The 17,344-nt window shown below is 41.8% G+C and carries 11 protein-coding genes; 6 read left to right on the forward strand and 5 right to left on the reverse strand.

Annotated features, from left to right (window positions below):
* Positions 1–10 precede the first annotated feature (10 nt).
* From HPE56_RS03095 to HPE56_RS03115, 5 genes are all read right to left on the reverse strand, one after another.
* Complete coding sequence (locus HPE56_RS03095; RefSeq protein ID WP_223170152.1) at positions 11–1,777, reverse strand: TIM-barrel domain-containing protein; 1,767 nt, start codon at positions 1,775–1,777, stop codon at positions 11–13.
* A gap of 8 nt (positions 1,778–1,785) precedes the next feature.
* Complete coding sequence (locus HPE56_RS03100) at positions 1,786–3,219, reverse strand: PHP domain-containing protein (protein WP_188242293.1); 1,434 nt, start codon at positions 3,217–3,219, stop codon at positions 1,786–1,788.
* Between the two features lie 479 nt (positions 3,220–3,698).
* A complete protein-coding gene (locus tag HPE56_RS03105; RefSeq protein ID WP_223170153.1) occupies positions 3,699–5,357 on the reverse strand; it encodes a SusD/RagB family nutrient-binding outer membrane lipoprotein in 1,659 nt (552 codons plus the stop codon).
* Between the two features lie 19 nt (positions 5,358–5,376).
* A complete protein-coding gene (locus HPE56_RS03110) occupies positions 5,377–8,790 on the reverse strand; it encodes a SusC/RagA family TonB-linked outer membrane protein (protein WP_223170154.1) in 3,414 nt (1,137 codons plus the stop codon).
* Positions 8,791–8,844: 54 nt separating this feature from the next.
* The gene (locus HPE56_RS03115; protein WP_188242294.1) at positions 8,845–9,795 is read right to left on the reverse strand and encodes a PKD domain-containing protein; all 951 of its coding nucleotides are present in this window, start codon (positions 9,793–9,795) and stop codon (positions 8,845–8,847) included.
* A gap of 323 nt (positions 9,796–10,118) precedes the next feature.
* On the opposite strand from HPE56_RS03115, the gene HPE56_RS03120 reads away from it, so the two are divergent.
* The 6 genes from HPE56_RS03120 to HPE56_RS03145 all read left to right on the forward strand — a co-directional run bounded on the left by HPE56_RS03120 (position 10,119) and on the right by HPE56_RS03145 (position 17,341).
* Positions 10,119–11,357 (forward strand): hypothetical protein, encoded by a 1,239-nt coding sequence (locus HPE56_RS03120; RefSeq protein ID WP_223170155.1) that lies wholly within the window; start codon positions 10,119–10,121, stop codon positions 11,355–11,357.
* A gap of 3 nt (positions 11,358–11,360) precedes the next feature.
* Positions 11,361–12,782, forward strand: a complete 1,422-nt coding sequence (locus HPE56_RS03125; protein ID WP_223170156.1) for a PhoPQ-activated pathogenicity-related family protein — start codon at positions 11,361–11,363, stop codon at positions 12,780–12,782.
* Positions 12,766–13,683 carry an alpha/beta hydrolase gene (locus HPE56_RS03130; protein ID WP_188242295.1) on the forward strand — a complete coding sequence of 306 codons (918 nt, stop codon included), beginning with the start codon at positions 12,766–12,768 and terminating at the stop codon, positions 13,681–13,683. The genes HPE56_RS03125 and HPE56_RS03130 overlap by 17 nt, the downstream gene beginning before the upstream one ends.
* Positions 13,684–13,687: 4 nt before the next feature.
* Entirely contained in the window at positions 13,688–14,707 is a 1,020-nt protein-coding gene (locus HPE56_RS03135; protein WP_223170157.1) for a polysaccharide deacetylase family protein, read from the forward strand.
* Positions 14,708–14,854: 147 nt separating this feature from the next.
* Positions 14,855–15,934, forward strand: a complete 1,080-nt coding sequence (locus HPE56_RS03140; RefSeq protein WP_223170158.1) for a sialidase family protein — start codon at positions 14,855–14,857, stop codon at positions 15,932–15,934.
* Positions 15,935–17,341, forward strand: a complete 1,407-nt coding sequence (locus tag HPE56_RS03145; RefSeq protein ID WP_188242296.1) for a neutral/alkaline non-lysosomal ceramidase N-terminal domain-containing protein — start codon at positions 15,935–15,937, stop codon at positions 17,339–17,341.
* The last annotated feature ends 3 nt before the right edge of the window (positions 17,342–17,344 follow it).

Consider the following 17,344-nt stretch of genomic DNA (forward strand, 5'->3'; position numbering starts at 1 on the left):
CTTACCTGTTTTAATAATCGATTTTATACTCTCCATTGCTATAATGACTCGTAATTCTTATAACTATCTTTTTTTGTTCTTGGTCATACTTCCACATTTGTTGTTGTAAAACCTTACCATCAAAGGTTATCGCCTGGGGAGTTTTTTCTGAATGTATTTTCAAAATATGGGGTATTTTTCCTCCCTTGAACCTTATCATAAGGCCATTGGTTTTTGCTTCGTAGGAAATAATCGTTTTCTTTAATGTCTCGATATTATAATACGTGAAGGAATTTTCCCCTTCAGGATATATCAACACGGTAATAAAACCCTCAGAATCATTATCCCCAAAACCCGTATAATCCCTTTTGATATCCATAGGAACAATAGCCCCTTCCTTGATGTAAACTGGAAAACCATCAAGCGGAAATTCCCTTTCTAATTCAATGGGGCCCTCCAATACGTATCCGTCATCAAAGAAATAACGCCATTTTCCTTCGGGCAACACCACCTTTCTGATCTCGCTATCTTTATATATTGGGGCAATCAAAAAATCGTCACCAAACATATACTGGTATTTACCCTGTGTTAAAGGTGTCTGTAACTTTCGTCCTCCTTCATGGGCACTAACCACATAATGGTACATATAAGGCACCAATTCAGTGTGCAACCAGGCATACTTTCTAATAATCCTCAATTCCTGTTCGGTTCTTTTCCATAAGCGCCGCTCCCCATGTCCCCCGTTTAGGAATAATCCACAAAAAGAGGAAAACTGGGCCCATCGTATATAAAGTCTTGGTGGAATTATCGATCCAGAAAATCCAGCCACATCGGAACCCACAATATTATAGCCCAATTTGGCACTACTAAGAATGTTGCTTATAGCCGATTCAAAACCTTGTACCCCTTTTAAAGCAATATCTTTTTGGGAATCATCATTTTCCTGGATCATTTTATCAGTCACCCATTCGTGTTTTTGATCCCCGACCCAGTTGACAGGTGAAGCATCGATAGGTGCAAATCCTTCCGGATGATACCCCCGGTCGATAGCTCTTGAGAGTGTCAAAAATTCAGGATTCTGGGTTAGTCCGTAGGTATACTCATCCCGGTAATAATGGTCCATATACGTTCTGGTCGACATCCTCCCTGTGCCCGTTTTTTTATAGAAAAAAGGTAACGGACCGATTTTTGAGTAAAAAAGAGTAGCTGCACCGTCCAATTTCCAACCGTCAATACCCAAGTCAAAAACATTTTGTTGTAATCCCCGCCACCATTCCATGGCCTTGGGATTCGAATAATCGATAAATCCCCCTTCCCCTTTCCACCATTCATTAGGTGATTTCGACTTCGCCAAAAACCCTTTTTCCATCGCGTTGTCATACCAGGTTTTATCTTTTTTAATCCGGGTATCCTTGCTAAAACTATTGACCATCGGGGTCATCCAAAGTACAACACGATACCCTTCATCCTGTAGTTTGGGAAACCAAACCTCCGGGTTTTCATACCTGACAGTATCAATTTCAAAATCATTATAACGCACCGACCAAGGACTGTCCAACAAAACAGTGCGTACTGGAATATCGTGCTCTTTATATCCTTTCAATAATTCATCTATATAATCAGAGGTATTGACGTCGTCTTCCCAAAGCCAACATTCCAATGCCCAGGCCGGGGTAAGTGGTGGGTTTCCCTGTCGCTGCCCATTAAAAGGAATTCCCCAAACAGGAAGAAAATAATAGAAATACGCTATGACCACCAATAAAAACAGGGACCACAAGATGATTTTCAAAACTTTCATTCCCATGGTTATATTGATTTAGCGGTAGGTTTAAAAAAACGAAAGTATCCTGCAAATAAGCTAATTATCAGAAGAACCAGACCTACAGGACCAAGGATTCCCATATACTCGGTATACATATCACTATAGCCTTTTACTTTTTCTCCCTTAACATAATAGACCATGGCCAAGACCAACAGAAAAAGGGCACTTGCCCCAGCCAATAGTATGACCCATAGATCAAAGTCGATATAAGTGGATTTCATCCATTTCCCTATAAAACAGAACAATATCACCCAAAACACCCAAGAGATTACTTGAAGCATATGGAGTGTCCTGAAGTAATCAATTACGGTAAAAAAGGGCCTGAAAATTAAGTTTGAATCGGAATAATAAGGTCGGTCTTTATATATCAGTATCTTTATTTTTTCTTGGGGACCGTCTTTGAGAATGGTTAAAATGGCGTGTTCCTTGGCAACAGGATCCATGATATCCCAATTGGGAATTTCAAAAGCATTGTAAACCGAACATGCCCTACCATAACCGTGGAAATCGAGGCCGCCAACCATTAACATATCATTTTCGCTACAGAACTTCTTTAGATTACTAAAGAGATCACGATCATAATAAAGATCACTTCCGACATTTTCAATTTCAAAACCATCAGCCCCTAGATGTCGATAAAACTCTTTTTCTTTTCCTTTACCATCGAACCAGTGGTTTATAATTACCACTCCCCTATGGGCATGGACCGAATCGACTACTGCCTCATCCGACATTCGTTTGGTTTCGAATGCTCCATCTAGTCCCAATAAGCTCATATGATTGCTCCCTGAATGCTCCTGTCCAACCAGAACCAATGGAGACATGGGGAATGCGCCTTTTCGTTGTGCCTGGGCAAATTCCAAGCTTTTTTTATGATTGGCATGGTCTGTAATAAAAAAGGCATCAAAGCCATTTTTCTGATGCCATCGCCACATCCCTTCCTGCGAAATAAGTCCGTCATGACTATACTCGGTATGGGCATGGGTGGTTACCAAAACGGCATTTTTGGAATTGTTTACAATCGTATTGTTCGGCAATGGAACGAATAGGATAAGAACGAAAATCGAAAAACAAATCCCCAACATCAAGAGTACATTGAGTAAAACGTTTCCGATTTTTTTCTTTCTAAATCCTTCGCGCCCAAATATCCCACTGAAAACAAGGTAAACAATCAACACCCATAAGAATACCATAGGCAATTCACGAAGTGCATAAATGGAACGGTTTAAAAAGAGTAAAGGGCCCAAAAAAGGTTCAAAAAGAATTCTCCAATTTGAAATTCCCACCCCAAAATCAGTTTCTGGAAGTCCGGTTAGTGCATTTTCAAAATATATTTCAAAATGAAATACAACGGCCAGGGCAACTATTAAAACCAGAAGAACACCAATGCCGTATTTTTTTATTCTATCCCCTTTCATCCAATCCTTTTTTTGACCGATCAAGACCTATAGTAGAACTTCGTTGTTTCTACAACATCTTGATGTGGTACTGATTATTAATCACATTCGGATTTTGGTAATTCAAATTAATTGCCATTATTATAAAACACCTAAGGGACAAGATTTCCCTAAAGTGTTATTCAATGGGTATTACATTTGTATTGAAACAAATTAACACTAAAACCAGCCCTTATACCACTATAATATTACAGGAAATATATTATATATTAACCCTTTGGCATCTTCAACCCAATAAAAGCTGTTTTTGGGGCAAAAAACACCTACTTTTTGCCTTTTTCTTATTTTACATCTTTCCTGATGGCCTGTTCTACCCGAATAAGAGGTATAAAAGTTGGGTAGATTAGGATTGCCTCCTAAATCAGAATACCCTTTTACCTCCCATAAAAAAAGGGTGCTTCAAATGAAACACCCTTTTTAAAAACTATACGATCAAACCATCAATACGGTTTATTTGTCCCCTTTAAAAGCCACATTTTGGACCATGCGCTATTATTACTCGCATCATCCCCGAGAAATTCCGTAGGCTCCAATCTATTGATAGCCTGCTCGGCATTTTCGGTATTATTGTCCAATTCATCAATATGGTAATAAAACCGAATAGGCAATGCTCTTCTTTTGGCCGACTTGCCGGGCTGTAGGTCAGGAAGCCCCGTTCTTCTATAATCGAACCATGCTTCGGATGCAGCCGACCAACTTGCTATCCATTTTTGCTCAAGAATATCTTCATAACCGGAATAAGCCGCGGCTCCGGAAATGTAATCGCCATAATCATCAACAACCCCCCAAGCTTTAAAGGATTGTAATATGCCTTCGTTATAGTACTGTTCGACAGACCCCGAGGCCCAGCCTTTCTGTGCTGCTTCCGCCAGTACAAAATTCACTTCGGCTGCGGACATTAAGCGGGCTTGTAGCAAAGGCCCATTAGCTTCTTTATAGATATCGTTCAACTGAGAGGCGTGCTTGTTAAAGGTTCCTTGGTTCACATCCTCACTCAAATTATAAGCTGCACCCAAGGTGAGCCCGGTGGGCAAACCAATATATTCCTTATCATAATCAACCGGATACCCATAGGATGATTCATAGGCATCAACAATGGCCTGTGACACATGGCGTTCACCATCTATGACTTCATCGTAATCATCCGCAACATCAGATTCGAGAACCAAGGGTTCGGCAACTTTGTTGGCCCAGACACCCAATCGGGGATCGTCCAATTCCTGTAAGGCATCGACCAAGGTTTTGGCCATTTTAATCCTGAAATAAGCCCCTTGTGAGCTCTCATCAAACTTGGTATTGCTCGGCCAAGAATCATCACTGGTATTTCCTACATAAGCCATATTGGCATCATCCTCGGCATCCAATATCAAAGGATACTTGCTTGGGTTTGATACTATATTGGCAATTCCCTGTTGTGCCAATGCAGCTTCTTTCTCCGACAATCTCATGTAATAGCGCAATGCCAATGAATTAGCGAATTTTCGCCATTTTGACACCTCCCCATTATATAAAATATCCTGTTCATCCTCAATTCCGAAATAGGCACCCCCATCTTGGGACAAGAGCTTATTGGCCCTATCCAAATCGGCGAAAATGCCTTGATAAATTGCGAACTGTTCGTCGAAAGGGGAATCGAAAAACTCAAACCCCAAATCGCCTTTTAAAGCCTCGGAATAAGGAGCATCTCCCCATAAATCGGCAATTAGACCAAAGAGATAGGATTTTAAAACCAACCCTACGCCGAGCTGAAAGTCCAAGGCATCGTTCTCGGACTTTTCAATCATGGTCTGATTATTCTTCAATAGGGCATAATAATCTTTCCAACTATGGGAATCGTTACTCCAGTCATAGGAATTATGGCCACTTGACCAGCCGTCTTTTTGGGTATGTTGTACAACCCCTGCCAAATCGCCAAAACCAAGACCTACATAAGTCTTACCAGTTCCTTTGATTACTGTGGGCATTAAAAGGTTGGGGTCGATTTTCTCTTGCCCCGCAGCATTTGGATTTTCGTTCAAATCTTCCAGACCATGGCAGGCGACAAGTAGCATACCCCCCAGGAACAAAACGACTATTTTATTTTTAATTTGATACATCATGATTCTGTTTAATTTTTAATTAAAAAGTTACGCCGATTTTAATACCTATAGGAACCAACCAAGGCTCTACATTATAACGTTCTATGCCTTGTTTAAACTGCGTTCCCCTATTACCACTACTTGTTTCGGCTTGAAAAGCCCTTTCGGGATCTACACCAAATGCAGAGTCTTTGGTCCAAAGCATAATATTTCGACTATAGATTGAAAAGTTTAGATTATCAATCCCCATGCGCTCAACAAATTTACTGGGCAGAGTGTATCCCAAGGATATTTCCCTCAGTTTAATAAAGTCGGCATCAAACATATGATTGGTTCCAAAATCCCATGGATTACTTACTGAAAATGGTATAAAATCCGTTCCGGCATCACCAAGGTTCTCATGCTCCAATATAAAATTTCCCGAATCGTCATATGAACCCCTTACCCCAGGAACAAAGACCCCATCATAAACGGCCTGTCCTGATAGGTTTTCCTCAAAACCACCATTCCCTGGAGTACCTCCCACAGAATAGAAGTTTTCAGCATAGATTAGCTCATCAGCATTGTCCAACACCCACTGCTTGAGCTCGGGTCCAGCTCCTGATATCCCTGAATCAACCAAATTATCCAATAGTTGTTGTCCGTAACCATCCTCTACCATATATCTTGATGTCTGGGACATATACTGTCCGCCAGAACGCCAATCAAAGGTCATATTCAAGGTGAAGTTTTTATAGGTAAGGTTGGTTTGTAACCCCATTATAAAATCAGGGTTATAATTCCCTACCTTAAACCATTCATCTTCATTGGCAATCCATTCGGCATCCTCACCTTCCCCTATAAAAGGGTAATTGTAGTAGGGTGAATTAGAATCGGTAACCCTTTTTATTTTCCGGGAATAGATATTCCCTACCAAACCATCTTCCCCAGTTTCCGGATTAGCAACGAAGCCTCTGGAAACACTTTTATTATCACTCCAAAACTCAATATAATCAACCCCATCGGACAAGGCCAATATCTTTGATTCGTTGGTTGTATAGTTCACATTGATATCCCAATTCCAATTTTTGGTTTTAATCGGTGTAAAACCCATGGAGATTTCAAATCCCTTACTCTCCAATACCCCTGCATTCAGGCTCACACTATTAAAGCCCGAAGAACCTGCTATAGGAATGTTCGGTACTATTTGATTTTTATTTTCAACGGTATAATACGTTGCTTCAAAACGAAGTCTGTTATTGAACATGGTCAGATCTACACCGTATTCCTGGGATGTAGCTTCCTCTGGTTCCAGGTCGGGGGTATTCAACCCGGTCTGCCCACCGTAAAGCGTGGCATTTTCCCATTCTCCAGCATTATTGTAATAAACCCCCAATTGGTACGGATTGGTATCATTACCTACCTTTGCCCATCCACCGCGAAGTTTAAAAAGATCCACTTTAGGAATATCGATCAATTCACTTACCAATAAACTTAACGAGGCTGAAGGATAGAAATAAGAACGGTTATCTACCGGTAGTGTACTTGACCAGTCATTTCTGGCCGTTACACTAAGGTATAACAAGTCCATATATCCAATATCGGCAATACCATAAACACTATTGATGGCCCTTTCGGTCAAAAAGCTCGAATAATTCAATGTCCCTGAGGCTATGTTATCTACCGTAAAAAGATTAGGGACCGTAAGTCCTGCCCCATTAGCGGATGAATTGACAAGTCCTGTGTTCTTTTGATACATCAGGTTGCCCCCTGCTGAAATTGAAAAATCAAAATTATCATAATCCTTGGCATAAGTGGCCAAAAAATCAATATTGGTCTCTAACCCCTCGGTCTTGGCAATACCATAAGTACCATTGTTACTCTCCCTGGTATAGCCCGGTGCCATTTTGGTCTCCTGCGTTTGGTTATAACTGTTCAGGTTATAACTGGTCCTAATATTAAAATCAGGGGACACTTTCCAATCCAACGCAATATTTCCGTAAATCCTATTTCTCGAAAAGCTATTCTTTATCTCATTGGCCAAAAACCATGGGTTCTCATAGTCTTCAGAAAAATTATACACCTCAACACCTGGTAAATCATAATCCTTTATATCCAAGATATTGACGTTCGCCGGTACGGCATATGCCCATTGTAAAGGGTTGGTGCCCCTATTCGAGGACGGCCTATTATTGGCATAACTGTTGACATAATTTATATTGGTACTAACCATCAACTTATCGTTCAAATCGGAAGTAGCGGATAATGATATACTGTTACGCTTTAAATCCGAATTTGGAATGATTCCGATATTATCCATGGCCGTTACACCCAATCTATAATTAATTATTTCAGAACTATTGCTTATGGTCAAGCTATTGGTCGTTGTAATTCCCGTACGCACAAAGTTCTGTATGTTATTGGGATATGACTTCAATTCCGTTGGGACAGGGTTACCATTGGCATCCTTAGGGGAATTCCATTGTACCGCAAAATACCCCCTATCCAATTCTGGCCCCCCATTACCTCCTGTAGGCAACACATCGGGCAATATATAGCTTCCACCTTGGGATTCCGGGGAATAGGATAAGTAGCCCGAAGCAAAACTATGTTGGGCATCCAAAAACTTATAAGGAACGTCAAAAACCGTATTTGAGGTTATGCTTACTTTCATCTTTTGGTTTTCCTCCGCTTTTTTCGTGGTTATCAATACCACCCCGTTACCAGCCCTTGAACCATATAAGGCAGCTGCACTGGCTCCTTTCAATATGGTTACGTTGGCTATATTATTGGGGTCCAAATCAGAAATGGCATTACCATAATCCACTGGGTTTCGATCACCAAAACCTCCTATATTATTAAGACCATTAACCACGGGTACCCCATCGACCACAAAGAGTGGTTGGTTATCAGAGCTCAGTGAAATCGCCCCTCTTATGACCATACTAACGGAGGAACCCGTTCCTCCAGTGGCATTTAACGAGACTCCGGCAACTTTACCCGAGAGCGAATTCAATACGTTCTCTTGGGCAACCCTTGTCAATTCCTCGCCAGCTACGTTCTCTACCGAATACCCCAATGATTTGTCCTCCCTTTTTATACCTAAGGCGGTAACCACTACCTCATCCAAGGCATGTTCACCAATAGCCATAGTAACATTCAATGTCGTTTTTCCGTTGACGGCCAATTCTTTGGGCTCGAATCCAATATAGGAAAACATCAATGTGCCCGTTGCGGGTGCTTCAATGCTATAATTACCGTCAAAATCAGTAGTCTCCCCTATTGCAGTACCCTTTAATACAATACTGACCCCCGGCAAAGGCATACTATCCTCCTCAGAAACGACTGTTCCGGTCACCGTAATGGTACTTTGGGCCCATACGGAATGATTGCCCAAAAGCAGGAACATCAGAAAAAACAACGCAGAAAACCGCTTGATGTTTTTCTTAATATAATAATAAAAGTGCTTATCCATAATCGATTTAGTATAAATTGGTTATTGTTAGTTTTGGTTTAAAACGCTTTCTGTCTACTCAACTGCTTCAAAGGTCAATATAACCGCGTTGGTATTTATCCCTATGGCTTCTGGGGAAGCGGACAAGAACATCACCAATCGCATGGAATTCGATGAGATATCCTGAAGGATGACCTTATTTTCAAAATCCTTAAGACCTACAAACTCATTCCCTGAAAAATCCAGGGTAGTAACCCCTTCATAGGTTATGGCACCACCAGCACCATATACTGACGAAGTGGTCAAATCATCATTTTCAACATACGTAAAGGTTGCATCGGATTCCGGTTCGAACAATCCAGTACAAAGTCCAAATCCAACACCCCCATCATTTACGATACCAGCACCCCCTGTTGTGGCAAATTGATATAATACACCACTAAAAGCCGCACCATCTTCCTTTACATCATGGCCATAGCTTCCATCAAAATAGAACGTAAATTCATCCTCATATACTTCAGCCATACCTAAACCAGAGCCGAATATTCCGCCAGGCAATGGATTTGGCGCCTCATCATAAGGGGATAAATCCGCATCCGAATTCGCAAAATAATCATCCCCCGAGTGACCGTTTGAAATTCGCCATGTTCTGCCATCAGTATCATTGGCACCTCCTGTCAAAAGCACGTATGGCGTAATGTCCAAAGCCAGTTCAACCTCCTTGGTTATTGTTGCTCCAGAATTATCGGTCACTGTTAGGACAGCAGTATAAAAGCCCGCATCTTTATAGAGATGAACCGGGTTTTGTTCGCTACTTTCCGTACCATCCCCAAAATCCCATTTCCATGAGGCCGCATTATTTGTCAAGCCATGGAAAGCTACTTTCTTTCCATTAACCGAATTATAAATATCAGCGGTAAACGGAATAACGCTTTTTGCCGCATCGTCGTCAGTATTACAGGACACCATGGTCAATAATACCGAAAAACAAAGTCCTGATAATAGGTATGCATACTTTTTTCTCATAACTGAATTTGATTTTAATTCCTACGCAAAACTGGATATATTTTAAAGCACCAGTCTTAATTTTAAGTTATATAACTGTTAAATAAAAATCACAATATCCTCAAATTTATATCCAATTACTTCAATATAATTCAATTATTTTATTAATTAATGAACATATCTTAACCCAACAGTTGTTTTTTTAAGATTATTTTTACCAAACATATCAATATTTTGACACTTTTATGAAAATGAACACCAACTTGCCTTATTTAACAAATTCAATTTGTTTTCGTCATTGCAGGATTATTTTCAACCAAAGGTTTTTACTTATAATCCACCTATTGTTTTTTGTGTTTATATCCGGTGCGCAAGAATTAAAAGTTGGATGTGCCAAACGCGTATTGACACCTAATCCCTTACTTCCTGTTTCCGGCGGTGTGGGTCTCCCTAAACCTGTAGAAATCAAAAAAGGCGATCTTTATGTTCGTGCTATGGTTTTGGTAAAGGGTTCCGAGAAAATAGCGATCGTATCCATTGACAACCTGGGTTGGCCGGCCGCCCTCGGAAACAAATCGAGGAGTCTGGTCAAGGAGATAGCTAGCGAGAATATCCTTATAGGAGCCACACATACACACAGCGCTCCCGATGCCTATGCATTTCCTAATTCTGAAGGCATCCATGGTGCGGACCTTGACTACCTGGATTGGTGTACCGTCCAAGTTGCCGAAACCATAAAGGAAGCACTCAAAAATACAGAACCTGCCGATTTAAAGATCGCCGTAGGGAAAGCGGAAGGAAAAATCGCTTACAATTATTATGCCCCTGACCTCTACGACCCGCGTTGTGGTGTGATACAAGCCATTGGCACAGAAGGGGAAAACAAGGGAAAACCCCTTGTTACCCTCGTAAACTATGCCATTCACCCTGAAGTTCTTGGCAGCAATCGAGGCATATTGAGTCCTGATCTGGTGGGCCCCTTAAACGAAAAAATAGAAGCAGAAACCGGGGGAATGGGCATTTTCATGAACGGTGCCCAAGGAGGCATGGTCACCGCCGACAATCGTTTAGCCGATGGTAAGGAAGCTGGCAATTGGGAAGAATGTATACGCATAGGAAATCTTTTGGCCTCTGAAGCATTGCGAATCGTCAATGATGCCCCACTGCAAAAGAATACGGATATTTTCTGTACTCATAAAAAAATAGAATTCCCCATTGAATCGGCCATGTTGCGCTTTATCTTGAAGAATTCCCCCCTTTCAATGGAATCTTCCGATGGAAATTCGATTCGTACAACCCTTAATCTATTAAATATAGGCAGTGCACAAATATTGACCATACCCGGTGAGGCCTTGCCCAATATCGGTTTTTATCTAAAACGAAAAATGAACACCGATCACCCCTTTCTTTTTGGTCTGACCAATGACGCTTTTGGCTACATTTTGACCAAGGAAGATTTCAACAGTTTTGAAAGATACAAATACATCAGTCGAACCAGTTTAGGCGAAATGACCGGTGAAATACTCATATCGAATTCCCTAGAATTAATTCATAATAGTCCACAACCCAAAAAAAACAAATAACAAATGATAACAAACGTAAATGTCCGCAGGTATTTGACCCTAACCCTATCTGTTGTAACCCTTATTTTGATATCCTCATGTAAGAATACCCAAGAATCAAATAAAAAGGGAATGGCATCAATGTCCCTTCCCGAAATCAAACCTACCCCAAAAACCGCATTGCAAAGCTATTTGAAAAATGGAGATACCACCTTTAATTGGGTAGTAAAGGATTCTTTTGCCATAGGAGGGGTAACCGCCTACGACCTGTTGTTGACCTCCCAAAAATGGCGCGAATTCACTTGGAAACATCAATTGACGCTTATGGTGCCTAAAGAGATCGAGTATGATGGGGCATTACTTTTTATCACAGGAGGAAGTCAATCCAATGGTATGCCCAATTGGAAATCAAAAGAGAAGACCGGAAGCGAAAGTGGTGCCATGGCCCAAATCGCCGAAAAAAACAAGGCCATCGTAGCTATTTTGCGACAGGTGCCCATGCAACCTTTATATGAAGGGGACTTGGTCGAAGACCAATTGATCTCCTATACCTTGCATAACTATAAAAAAGATAAAGACCTGACATGGCCGTTGCTATTTCCTATGGTAAAAAGTGCGGTTCGCGGTATGGATGCCGTCCAGGAATTCTCAAAGAAACAGCTCAACAACCCTGTTACCCGATTTACGGTAGCGGGGGCCTCAAAACGCGGTTGGACGACTTGGTTGACAGGCGCCAATGATAAACGGGTGGAGGCCATTGGCCCCATGGTCATCGATGTACTTAACATGCCGGTAAGTCTTGACTACCAAGTGAAGGCTTGGAATGAGTACAGTATACAGATCAATGACTATATCAAACTTGAAATCCCCCAAACGGTCAATTCCGAAGATGGCAATGCCCTAACCCAAATGATCGACCCATACTCCTATCGTGATAAATTGACCATGCCCAAAATTATATTTATCGGCACCAATGATGAATATTGGCCGGTTGATGCCATTAAGAATTACATCAATGATATCCCTGGTGAGAACTATATACATTACACCCCAAATGCCGGACATAACCTCGATGGGGGAGAAAAAGCATTGAAAGCCCTAAGTGCTTTTTGGGGAAGGACCTTGGCAAAAAAACCATATGCCGATTTATCATACGAACTTTCTACCGACAAATCATCGGCACTTCTAAAAGCAGGATCGGCTGCTGAAAACCTAACCTCGGCCTTCCTTTGGTCAGCCGACTCCGAGGACCGTGATTTCAGGGATGAAAAATGGGATTCCATTCCCTTAAAGTTATCTAAAAATGGTGAGATACTAGAAAGAGTCCCATTCCCCAAAAAAGGATTCAAGGCCTTTTACATCGACCTCGAATACAAAGATTCCAACGGAGGCACTTATACCAAGAGTACCCGTATGTACTTGGCCGACGATGATGAAGTACTCTAAAAACAAACGGAATTGGCTCATTGGTGTAACACTGATAGGGCTGGTTACCCTAGGTATGCTCCAGTTTGTTTTTGGCCTAAGCACCTCTTTTCCCGTTGCGGAGTATTATGAATATGACAAAGCCATCCCACTTAGGGATACGACTCGTATTGTGTTGGATACCACGGATTATCAAACATTCAGTATTTCGTATAATAGTGTACATGACCAAAGGGTTTCCGGATTATTAAGTATCCCCAAGAACATTGCGAAACCCATACCGACGATTATACTCATGCACGGATTGGGGGACCACAAAGCCGTCGATTATGTCGCCTATGGGAATGAATCCTTCCTAAAGAATGGTTATGCTGTATTGCGTATAGATATAAGTGGACATGGGGAGAGGAAAAAAGAATTTTATGATTTCGACCTAACAGGCCCCAACAAATATTGGACGCGAAATATCGTTAGTCAAACAGTCTTTGATTTGCGGCGTGCAATAGACCTTATTGAGACAAAAAGTGAGCTTGACCCAGACAGAATTGGATATTATGGTATTAGCCTGGGGGGTATCATCGGTTCGATATTCTGTGGTGTTGACCATCGAGTCAAAGTCCCTGTATTGGCATTGGCCGGAGGTCAATTGAATTTGCTTTATGGGAAACAGGCGGTCTCCAAAGAGGTCAAAGACTTTTTGGGTATCATAGAACCCCTCAATTTCATAGCTGACATTTCACCGAGGCCCTTGTTGATGTTAAATGCGAAAAACGATGAGATCGTACCGCCTATTATGAGTAAATTACTATACAAAAAAGCAAAAAAACAAAAAGAAATAATTTGGTACGATGCCAAACATAGGGATGCCCCCCTCGATATCATTTACGGTGACGGACTGGATTGGTTTAATCAAAATTTATAAAAAAATGAAATACCCAAAACGCTTAACAGCCCTTCTTTATTTCTTAATTCTATGTATGGGATGCAAGGAAAAAAAGACCCCTGCCACTACTCCCGAAACCACGATGACAAACTCTGAAATCAATAAAAACCCCAGTACCTGGGCCGAGAAATTGGGTTGGCCAGAGGGCAAAAAAGTCATTTTACTACACGCCGATGATATCGGCATGTGCCCCGAAGCCAATATTGCGGCAAAAAAGCAATTGACAACGGGGGTCATTCAATCCGCAGCGGTAATGATACCCTGCCCCAATGCCCAAGAGTTCATATCATGGGCCAAAGAAAATCAAAAATTGGATATCGGCCTTCACTTAACCCTGACCAGTGAATGGAAAACATATCGATGGGGTACCGTATCGGATAAAGCCGAAGTACCGGGTCTACTTGACGAGGAACACAAAATGTGGCATGAAGTGCCCCAAGTGGTACAACATGCCACTGCGACAGAAGTAGAAAAGGAAATAAGGGCCCAAATAGAACAATCCTTGGCCTGGGGTTATCGGCCCGACCACATCGACACCCATATGGGCACCCTATTTGGACACCCCTCCTATGTGAACGTATATATGAAGGTCGCACAGGAATATGGCATACCTGCCAATATAATAGACATATCCAATCCAAAAGTACTGGCAGAGTTCAGAAGTAAAGGTTACCCCATGGATGATAGTGTGGTTGAGATGTCCGAAGCGTATACCCTGCCCAAACTCGATTATTTCACCAGTGTACCCAAGGCTAAAACCTATGACGAAAAAATTACCAACTTTAAAAAGCTTATCGGTTCTTTGGATTCCGGACTCACTGAAATAATTTTCCATCCATCGGTGCTGACCGAAAATTTAAAGGGTATTACCAACTCTTGGGAACAGCGCTCATGGGAAGCCCAAATGTTCTCAGACCCGGAACTTATCCAATTTTTCAAGGAAGAAGGAATCATATTCACCAATTGGAGGGAAATCATGGAGCGTTTTCAAAAACAGAAATAATTCAACTATCCTAACATCCTTTACTGTTAAATTCTCACAAACAACCAACTATAGGCAATATTTAATGTGTTTCGAATAATATTCAAGTAGCCTTGTGTTTAGATTAAGGTGTTATTTGTAATCTATAAAATTTCAAATCCAAAAGGTATGAGACAATTTACTTTTTTCGCCCTGGTATTAATGATTTTCTCTTGTAAGGAAAAGTCTCCCGAATTACCCAAGGTCGTTCCCTTAAACCACCCAGCAGTGATCACCGAAGAATTCATATATGAAATAGATAAGGCACCCACACCCGAATGTCATGCCTCAACGGTAGCAGTAAGTAATGGGGTAGTTGTCGCATCCTGGTTTGGCGGAACCAAGGAAAAAAACAAGGATGTAGGCATCTGGGTCGCTCGTAAAACGAACGAAAAATGGTCTTCCCCTGTTGAAATCATCAATGGGGTACAGGAAGATGGTACCCGCTACCCGTGTTGGAATCCTGTTTTATTCAAACCTAAGGGAAAGCCGCTCTACTTGTTTTATAAAGTAGGCCCTAGTCCACAAGAATGGTGGGGACTTTATATGACCTCTAAAGACAATGGCCAAACATGGTCAGAACCGACGGAACTTCCTAAAGGCATTTTAGGCCCCATAAAAAACCAACCGATCCAACTGGCCGATGGAACCATTTTGTCTCCATCGAGCAATGAGACCACTTCCGGGGATTGGACTGTTCATTTAGAATATAGTATGGATAGTGCAACATGGACGAATTCGGAACCCTTGAACGATCCGGAAGTATTCGGAGCCATACAACCGGTGATATTGAACTACGGAAATGGGAAATTACAATTATTGAGCCGTACCAAGAATGGTGTCGTAAGCGAGAATTGGTCCGATGACTTCGGAAAAACCTGGAGTACCATGGAAGCTACTTCCTTACCGAACCCAAATTCCGGTATCGATGGAACCAGCCTTCAAGATGGACGACAATTTCTGGTGTATAACCCTACCGATAAAAATTGGGGTGACCGGGTACCTTTGAGTATCGGACTTTCCAAGGATGGTAAAAACTGGGACCGGGTGCTCGACTTGGAACCCTTACGCGAGAATACGGATAAGGAAGGAGAGGAATATTCCTATCCCACCGCTCTACAAGCTGAGGACGGTAAAATACATGTCGTCTATACGTGGAATAGAAAAACGGTCAAATATGTGGTTATCGACCCCGAAAAACTTCAATAGATGAAAACAAAAAGATGGCATCGGCGACTGGTCAGGGTTTTTGCGACCCTCCTTGTCATCTTCCTTTTGCTCTTTATTTTTGCCACAAGGGCTATTGACAATACGCCGTATTTCGAAACGGACTATTACAAAAACACCATCAGGAACATGGATAGCGAAGTCAAAAGCATGACTGAAGCCAAAGGCTTGCTCTATTCAGGTTTCTCCAAGGTGAATATTACCCCGAAAATCGTTGAGGGTAACGCCGATGACACCAAAGGGGAATTCAATACCATAAAAATGGCCGGATATGGTGACGGGGCATTTGCAAAAGGCGCTCACGACTCTTTATACGCCAAGGCCATTTCCCTTCAGGTCGATAACAAGGAAATCGTACTTATCAGTGCCGATATGGTCTTGATTCCCGAAACGGTCATAATTCAGGTCGCGGAAAATCTAAAAAACAGGATTTCAAGAAAACAACTCTTCTTTGGTGCTACGCACACCCATGCCAGTATAGGCAATTGCATACCCGGTTTTGTCGGGGAAAGCTTTGGAGGCGAATTCAACCCTAAGGTGGTTCAATGGCTCAGTGATAAATTCACCTCCCTTATTTTAAAAGCATTGGAGGACAAACAACCCTCAAAATTCGGATCCGGATATGTAGATATACCCCATTTGGTCCGGAATCGGATTATTGGTGAAACCGGCCGTCTCAATACTAAATTCACCCTGCTATCAATCATTCAAGATAATGGAAAACAAGCCGTCGCAGGTATTTTTTCGGCCCATGCCACCACAATTGGTCCTTGGAACAATACCTTCAGCGCAGACTACCCGGGTTACTTTCAGCGAGGTCTTGAAGCCAAAGGAATCGATTACGCCCTGTTTTTTGCCGGTACGAATGGTAGCCAATCAAATAAAGGAAAAGGTAAAAAGTTCGAAAAAGTGAAATATATCGGTGAAACCTTGGCCGACTCCGCACAATCGGTACTTAATGAAATGAAATATGATTCGATCTTGAATCTATCGGTCATCTCCCCTGAATTGGAAATACCCCGACTACAGGCATTCTATGTATCAGACAGCCGAAGGTTTTCCCCTGCCGTAAGCGGATTATTGATGCCCGAGGTGGAATCGGTCTATATACAAGGATTGCGATTGAATAACCTCATATGGATCGCCATGCCCTACGAGCTGAGCGGCGAATATGGCATAGACCTGAAGAATGCTTTGGAACTCAAAGGCTATAATTCGGCCATGACCAGTTTCAACGGTCAATATCTTGGTTATATCGTTCCGTCGAAATATTATTACTACGACACGTATGAAGCCCGTTTGATGGGGTGGTACGGCCCTAGTATGGGCGATTATTTAATGGAACTGAACTACAGGTTGGCAAATATCCTCACACATTCACGATTATAATCC

Source organism: Maribacter aquimaris (assembly GCF_014596745.1).
GTDB classification, from domain to species: domain Bacteria; phylum Bacteroidota; class Bacteroidia; order Flavobacteriales; family Flavobacteriaceae; genus Maribacter_A; species Maribacter_A aquimaris.